Source organism: Saccharomonospora halophila 8 (assembly GCF_000383775.1).
In the GTDB taxonomy this organism is placed as follows: Bacteria; Actinomycetota; Actinomycetes; order Mycobacteriales; family Pseudonocardiaceae; genus Saccharomonospora; species Saccharomonospora halophila.
Map to the genome: position 1 here is coordinate 54,721 of NZ_KB912565.1, position 7,098 is coordinate 61,818.

Consider the following 7,098-nt stretch of genomic DNA (forward strand, 5'->3'; position numbering starts at 1 on the left):
CGCCGCGGGCCGCACGGCCATGGGTGGTGCCGCCGCGGCGGGTGGTACACGCGGTACGGGAGGCATGCCGATGGGGGCCGGCGGCGGCGCAGGTCGTGGCGGCCAGGGCTCCGAGGACGAGGAGCACGAGACGAAGTACCTCCTCAAGGAGGACGGCGACTCGCTCTTCGGCAGCGACGAGATGACCGCACCGCCCGTGATCGGTGAGTGACGCCGCTCTCGGGACAAGCGAAGAAGGACCGACGACCGTGCTGAGACAGCAGGTGACCCTGTCCACCCCCACCGTGCTCAATCTGATCCGGCGGCGGGGTGCCGAACCCCCGACGGTGCTGGCGACCACGCCGGTCTGGGAGGACGAGCGCGCGCGGCGGCAGGCCGCCGAGCGGGCCGACGGCGAGTTGGCCCGCCTCGGGCTGCACGGACCGTCGGGCCCGGACCGGGAGTTCGATGCCACGATGACAGCCGTCGCCAGGCCCGCCGTCGAGTATTTCGGATGGGTCAACGGCGGCTACGAGAACCAGCCGCTGAACTACACCGTGCTCGTCGGGGCCGCGAACGGTGAGGGGTTCGTCCTGGCGCACAACACCGACAACGACGTCGTGGTGCTCGCCTCCGTGCCACCGAACGACCTGCTGGACAACCTCGTCGCCCAGCTCCCTCCCTACACACCCGGCCGCGGCCGGGCGATACAGGTGCCGAAGAGCCGGGTGGTCGGCGGTGCGCGACAGCCCGAACCCGAGGAGCGGGAGATCTCGGTGATGCGCCGGGGCGGAAGCGGTCCCGCCGATCCCCAGGCCGCCGAGGCACGTCGCGTCCTCGGACTTTCCCGGATCGGCGGCGGCAACCTCTACGCCGCGGCCCGGGACCGCACCGGCCGCCGGATGCGGGCCGAACGCCCCGTCAACTACATCGACACCGTCGAGGGTCGCTGGCTGACGGAAGAGGTTCCCGGCCACGGCGAGCCGTTGGTGACGCTGCACCCGGCGACCGCGGCGTTGCTCGCCGACCGGTTACGCACCGCGATGAGCGCCCTCCCCACCCACTGACGACCGCGCGCTCGGAACGCTCGTTCAGCGCAGTGGGGTCGTACCCGGAGGCGACCGGTTCTCCACAGGCCGGGCCGGAGCGAGCGGGCGGGGCACGGTGCGCGACACGCCGGCAGAGCATCTCGGCGCGACACGCCGAAATCTCCGCCACAAAGTTCTCCACAGTTCATCCACAGGGTTTGACCAGGGGTTTCAGCGAGGCCGACCTGAGTCTTCCCCAGGTTGTACACAGGCTGAGCCGAGCTTGTGATTCGTTGGGGCCGGTCATCAACAGGTTGTCCACAGTTCTGTCCACAGGCGGAATTGCGTTGCTCCGTCCGAGCGATCTAGCGTTCCGCGGCGGTGGTGCGAAAGCGCCGCTGCCGCGGCGGTGGTGCGAACGCCGCTACCGCGGCACGGCACGTTGCGGAGACACCGGGCACGGACGCCCGGGGAGCGCCGCCCGAACGCCTACACTCGTCGAACGGATGTTCGACTTTCGACGGTGTTCCGCGGGAGGGCCGCCCGCACACCGCCGACCCACGTCCGCCGACCGAGGGGGTGCCAGTACAGGTGGCCATCACCGACGACCGCAGCCCTGCGCCCGCGGGGGAACACGGCGGGTTCGAGCGCCAGCCGCCACAGGACAACACGGCGGAGCAGTCGGTGCTCGGCGGCATGTTGCTGTCCAAGGACGCCATCGCCGACGTGGTCGAGGTGCTGCGGCCCGGCGACTTCTACCGGCCCGCACACCAGGCCGTCTACGACTGCATCCTCGACCTCTACGGCCGGGGCGAACCCGCCGACCCGATCACCGTTTCCGCGGAACTGGAGCGGCGCGGGGAACTCGGCAGAGCCGGTGGTGCCCCGTACCTGCACACGCTGATCGCCACCGTGCCGACGGCCGCCAACGCCGGCTACTACGCCCAGATCGTGGCCGAGAAGGCCGTTCTGCGCAGGCTCGTCGAGGCGGGTACCCGGATCGTGCAGTACGGCTACGGGGCCGACAGCAACGACGGTGGGGACATCAACGAGGTCGTCGACCGCGCGCAGGCGGCCATCTACGACGTCACCGAGCGACGCACGAGCGAGGATTACGTGGCGCTGGAGGAGCTCCTCCAGCCGACGATGGACGAGATCGACGCGATCGCCTCCCGAGGTGGCACCTCACAGGGTGTGCCCACCGGGTTCGCCGATCTCGACGAGGTCACCAACGGCCTGCACCCCGGACAGATGATCATCGTCGCGGCCCGGCCCGGTGTCGGCAAGTCGACACTCGGGCTCGACTTCGCCCGGGCGTGCTCCATCCGGAACGGACTGAGCAGCGTCATCTTCTCGCTGGAGATGAGCCGCGTCGAGATCGTGATGCGGATGCTCTCGGCCGAGGCACGGATCCGTCTGGCGGACATGCGCGGCGGCCGGATGTCGGACGACGACTGGACCCGGCTCGCCCGGCGGATGAGTGAGATCAGTGAGGCACCGCTGTTCATCGACGACTCCCCGAATCTCACGATGATGGAGATCCGCGCGAAGGCCCGGCGCCTCAAGCAGCGCAACGATCTCCAGCTCATCGTCGTCGACTACATGCAGCTGATGACGTCGGGCAAACGGGTCGAGTCCCGGCAACAGGAGGTTTCCGAGTTCTCCCGCCAGCTCAAGCTGCTCGCCAAGGAACTGGAGGTTCCGGTGGTGGCGATCAGCCAGCTCAACCGCGGTCCGGAGCAGCGCACGGACAAGCGCCCGATGCTGGCCGACCTGCGTGAGTCCGGCTCCCTGGAACAGGACGCCGACATGGTCATGCTGATCCACCGGCCGGACGCCTTCGAACTCGACGACCCGAGGGCGGGGGAGGCGGACCTGATCCTGGCCAAGCACCGTGCGGGGCCGACGAGCACGATCAGCGTCGCCCACCAGCTGCACTACAGCCGGTTCGCCGACCTCGCCCAGGACTGACCGCCGCGGCCCGGCCCGTCCGGCACTGTCGGTAGTGCCGATGTCACACTCGGGTTGCCCACGCGGAGCCCACGGACCCGATACGGTGAACCGGTGAGCGAGCAGATCGGCGAAGGCGCAGGGGCGCCACCGCAGGCGGGTACGGACGGTGGCCGGGGGAAGCGGCGGATCGCGATGCTGTCCGAGGATCCGGACGTCACGGGCTGGGTGCCGACGGGACTGCGGGTGGCCGCGGCCCTGTCGTGGCGCTTCCTCATGGTCGTGGCCGCGTTGTACGTGGTGCTGTGGCTGATCGGGTACCTCTCGGTCGTCGTCATCCCGATGTCGATCGCGCTGCTGCTCGCCGCGCTCATGGCACCCGCGGTACGCAGGCTGGTCCTCTGGCGCGTACCGCGGCCGGTCTCCGCGGTCATCGTGCTGATCCTCGGCCTGGGAGTGGTCGGGGGACTGCTCACCTTCGTGATCACCCAGTTCACCTCCGGGCTGCCCGCGTTGCAGGAGCAGCTGAACCGGAGTCTGGAACAGGTGGAGAACTGGCTGATCAACGGCCCCCTGCATCTGCGCGAGACGCAGATCGAGGACTTCATCAACAACGCGGTGCAGTTGATCCAGCAGAACCAGGCCTCGATCACCGCGGGGGCGCTCACGACGGCAGGGGCGGTCGGGGAGATCCTCACCGGCTTCCTGTTGACCCTGTTCGTGCTGATCTTCTTCCTGGTCGGCGGGGAACAGATCTGGACCTTCCTCGTCCGGGCCGTCCCGCGGCAGATCCGCCACCGCGCGGACACCGCGGGGCGCCGTGGCTTCGCCTCGCTGGTGAGCTACGTCCGGGCCACCGCGGCGGTGGCGGTCGTCGACGGCGTCGGGATCGGGATCGGACTGTGGATCATGAGCGTCCCCCTGGTGGTTCCGTTGGCGACGCTGGTGTTCCTCGGCGCCTTCGTCCCGATCATCGGCGCCGTGGTCGCCGGCGCGGTCGCGGTGCTCGTCGCACTGGTGACGAACGGCTTCGTCACGGCGCTGATCGTGCTCGCCATCGTGGTCGGCGTGATGCAGCTCGAAGGGAACGTGCTGCAGCCGCTGCTGTTGGGCCGTGCCGTCCGACTGCACCCGCTCGCCGTCGTCCTGGCGATCACCGCGGGACTCGTCGCGGCGGGCATCCCCGGGGCACTGCTGTCGGTTCCGCTGCTCGCGGTGCTCAACGCCGCCGTGAAGTCCCTCGTCAACGAGGAACTTCCGGACCCGGGGGCCGTCGACGTGCTCTCGAACAAGGGGGCGCTGCCGCACCCGGCCGAGGGACCCGGAGCGACCGGGGGCACCGGCACCGCGTCGGTGACCGCACCCGACGACGGGGCGGATTCCGCCCCCGCACGCGCGACCGGTCCGGACTCCGCGGCCGACGACGAACGGAGGGAACACGATCCGGCATGACGACGGCTCCGGCGCTGCGCGACCCCGCGGCCCCGTTGTGGTGGGGCTCCATCGTCCTGCGGTGGATGACGCTCGGCTTCGCCCTCGGAGCGGTCGTCGTACACCACGACGGCTACGTCCGCGCCTGGCTGGCGTGGACCGGGTTCGCCGCGATGGTGGTGTGGACCGTGGTGACCACGCTCGTCTACGCGCGGCACTCCGGACGCACGGCGACGTTCGTCGTGCTCGACGTCGCCGTCACCTGCGCGATCATGCTGACGTCCCCGTTCGTGCTCTCCGCGGCGCAGTACGCCGTCGTGGCTCCGCTGGTCACCACGGTGTGGGCGGCGGCCCCGCCGGTCGCGGCGGGGGCCCGGTTCGGCCCCGTGGGCGGGATGCTCGGCGGGCTCACCCTGACCGTCTCCACCACGGTCGCGCAGCTGGGCTTCGACCTCGACGTCGCCCGGGACGGCGTCCTGTTGGTCGCGAGCGGCCTGCTCGTCGGTGTCACGGCGACGACGGCACGCCGGTCACAGGACGCGCTCGCCCGGGCCCTGCGCACCGAGGCCGCGACGGCCGAACGGGAGCGGTTGGCCCGCTCGATCCACGACAGTGTGCTGCAGGTGCTGGCCCGGGTGCGCCGACGGGGATCCGAACTCGGTGGCGAGGCGGCGGACCTCGCCCGACTGGCGGGCGAACAGGAGATCGCGTTGCGCGCGCTGGTCAGCACCGGACCGGGCGGGTCGGGCGGTGACGACCGGGCCGACCTGCGCGCGGCACTACAGGTCCTGAGCACCTCGCGGGTGCAGGTCTCGGCGCCCGCCGGGGAGGTACCGATGCCCGGCACGGCGGTGGAGGAACTCGTGGCGTCCGTCCGGGAAGCACTGTCCAATGTCGACAAGCATGTCGGTCCCGAGGCGAAGGCCTGGGTACTGCTGGAGGATCTCGGGGAGGAAGTCGTGTTGACGGTGAGGGACGACGGTTCCGGCATCCCGCACGGGCGGCTGGAGCAGGCGGCCGGCGAAGGACATCTGGGGGTGGCCAAGTCGATCCGCGGGCGGGTCGCCGCACTCGGTGGCACCTGCACCCTCCAGACCGCACCGGGTCAGGGGACGGAATGGGAGATGCGCGTCCCGCGCCCCGCTCCGGGAGGGAGAGGCAGATGACGGTGTCGGTCATGATCGTCGACGACCACCCGATCTGGCGGGACGGCGTCGCCCGGGATCTCACCGAGCACGGGTTCGAGGTCCGGGCGACGGCCTCGGACGGTACGGCGGCGACCCGGATCGCCCGTGCCGTACGGCCGGACGTCGTGCTGATGGACCTCAACCTCGGCAGCTCCTCCGGTGTCGACGCCACCCGCACGATCACCGGGGAACTGCCGGACACGCGGGTGCTCGTGCTCTCGGCCAGCGGGGAACACGACGACGTGCTCCAGGCGGTGAAGGCGGGGGCCTCGGGATACCTGGTCAAGTCGGCCTCGGTCGACGAACTCGTGGACGCGGTCCGCCGCACGGCCGAGGGCGACCCGGTGTTCACCGCCGGACTCGCGGGCATGGTCCTCGGCGAGTACCGGAGGATGGCCGACGCACCCGCGCCGGGCGAACCGCCACCACAACTGACCGACCGGGAGACCGATGTGCTGCGGCTGGTCGCCAAGGGGCTGACCGCACGCCAGATCGCGGACCGGCTGGTGATCTCTCATCGGACCGTGGAGAACCACGTCCAGTCGACGCTGCGCAAGCTCCAACTGCACAACCGGGTCGAACTCGCCCGCTACGCCATCGAGCACGGACTCGACCTGGAGTCCTGAGCGGGAGGCGTGCGGGAGGCGGTCGGCGGGTCGGCGAACCGGGCGCGTCTTCTCAGGGTTCTCCCGGATCCGCCCGGACGCGCACCCGGCTAGCATCGGCGGACATGGGAGCCGAGAAGGGCGACGAACATCCCCCGGCAGATGCCCCGGCGGAGGGGCACGCGGCGGAGGGGGAGGCGGCGTCGGGGGAGGCGTCCCTGTCGGCCGAGCATCGTCGGCAGCGGGACCTGCGCGTGTCGGACGCCGAACGCGAGCACGTCGTCGGACTGTTGCAACAGGCCATCGGGCGGGGCATGTTGACACTGGACGAGTTCACCGAACGGACCGACACCGCCCTGGCCGCCCGCACCAGGGGTGAGCTCAACACCGTGCTCGTGGATCTGCCCGGACTCGGCCACCCGGACGTGCCGGGACCCGCCCCGACCACGCCGACCACCCCGGCCGCCGCCGCGGCACCCTCCGGTGTCGCCGGCTCCGCGCCGACGGAACTCCGCGCGCACGGGGCGCAGCTGGTGCGCAAGGGACGGTGGTTCGTGCCCGCCGAACTGTCCGTGCGCAACCGCTACGCCGACACGCGGATCGACTTCAGTGAGGCCGAGTTCGCCGGCCCGGAGGTCCACGTGCGGCTGGACACCAAGTGGTGCTCGGTGAAGTTCCTCGTCCCCGAGGGGTCGGTCGTGGATCTGAACGGGCTGGACGAGCTGAAGTGGGCGACGATCCACGACCGCACCCACACCGCACACGCGACGAACGGGCCGCGGTTCGTGATCACCGGCAGGCTCTACGGCGGCTCCCTGACGCTGCGGCACCCGCGCCGGAACTGGTTCGCGGGCTGACACCCACGCCGGGTCCGGGGCCCGGCTCAGCCGGCGGCGACCGCCTCCCTGGCCGCCCACG

General features: G+C 71.0%; 6 protein-coding genes and 1 pseudogene. All 7 read left to right on the top strand.

Annotated features, from left to right (window positions below):
- Positions 1-211, top strand: a pseudogene (locus SACHA_RS24610) (hypothetical protein); the annotation flags it as partial.
- Between the two features lie 37 nt (positions 212-248).
- On the top strand, positions 249-1,046 hold the full coding sequence (locus SACHA_RS0114790) for an ESX secretion-associated protein EspG (protein WP_028663211.1): 798 nt from the start codon (positions 249-251) through the stop codon (positions 1,044-1,046).
- Positions 1,047-1,598: 552 nt separating this feature from the next.
- The gene (gene dnaB / locus SACHA_RS0114795) at positions 1,599-2,978 is read left to right on the top strand and encodes a replicative DNA helicase (protein WP_019810953.1); all 1,380 of its coding nucleotides are present in this window, start codon (positions 1,599-1,601) and stop codon (positions 2,976-2,978) included.
- Positions 2,979-3,152: 174 nt separating this feature from the next.
- Entirely contained in the window at positions 3,153-4,409 is a 1,257-nt protein-coding gene (locus tag SACHA_RS0114800; RefSeq protein WP_039739237.1) for an AI-2E family transporter, read from the top strand.
- A complete protein-coding gene (gene macS / locus SACHA_RS0114805; protein ID WP_019810955.1) occupies positions 4,406-5,554 on the top strand; it encodes a MacS family sensor histidine kinase in 1,149 nt (382 codons plus the stop codon). Before SACHA_RS0114800 ends, macS begins: the two co-directional genes overlap by 4 nt.
- A complete protein-coding gene (locus SACHA_RS0114810) occupies positions 5,551-6,201 on the top strand; it encodes a response regulator (RefSeq protein ID WP_019810956.1) in 651 nt (216 codons plus the stop codon). The genes macS and SACHA_RS0114810 overlap by 4 nt, the downstream gene beginning before the upstream one ends.
- A 104-nt stretch (positions 6,202-6,305) precedes the next feature.
- Positions 6,306-7,037, top strand: a complete 732-nt coding sequence (locus SACHA_RS0114815; RefSeq protein WP_019810957.1) for a DUF1707 SHOCT-like domain-containing protein — start codon at positions 6,306-6,308, stop codon at positions 7,035-7,037.
- Positions 7,038-7,098 lie beyond the last annotated feature (61 nt).

What these genes read in the sequence shown, in the direction of transcription:
- SACHA_RS0114800 (WP_039739237.1), top strand. Translation starts at nt 3,153, where the DNA reads ATGCTGTCCGAGGATCCGGACGTCACGGGCTGGGTGCCGACGGGACTG.
- macS (WP_019810955.1), top strand. Translation starts at nt 4,406, where the DNA reads ATGACGACGGCTCCGGCGCTGCGCGACCCCGCGGCCCCGTTGTGGTGG.
- SACHA_RS0114810 (WP_019810956.1), top strand. Translation starts at nt 5,551, where the DNA reads ATGACGGTGTCGGTCATGATCGTCGACGACCACCCGATCTGGCGGGAC.
- SACHA_RS0114815 (WP_019810957.1), top strand. Translation starts at nt 6,306, where the DNA reads ATGGGAGCCGAGAAGGGCGACGAACATCCCCCGGCAGATGCCCCGGCG.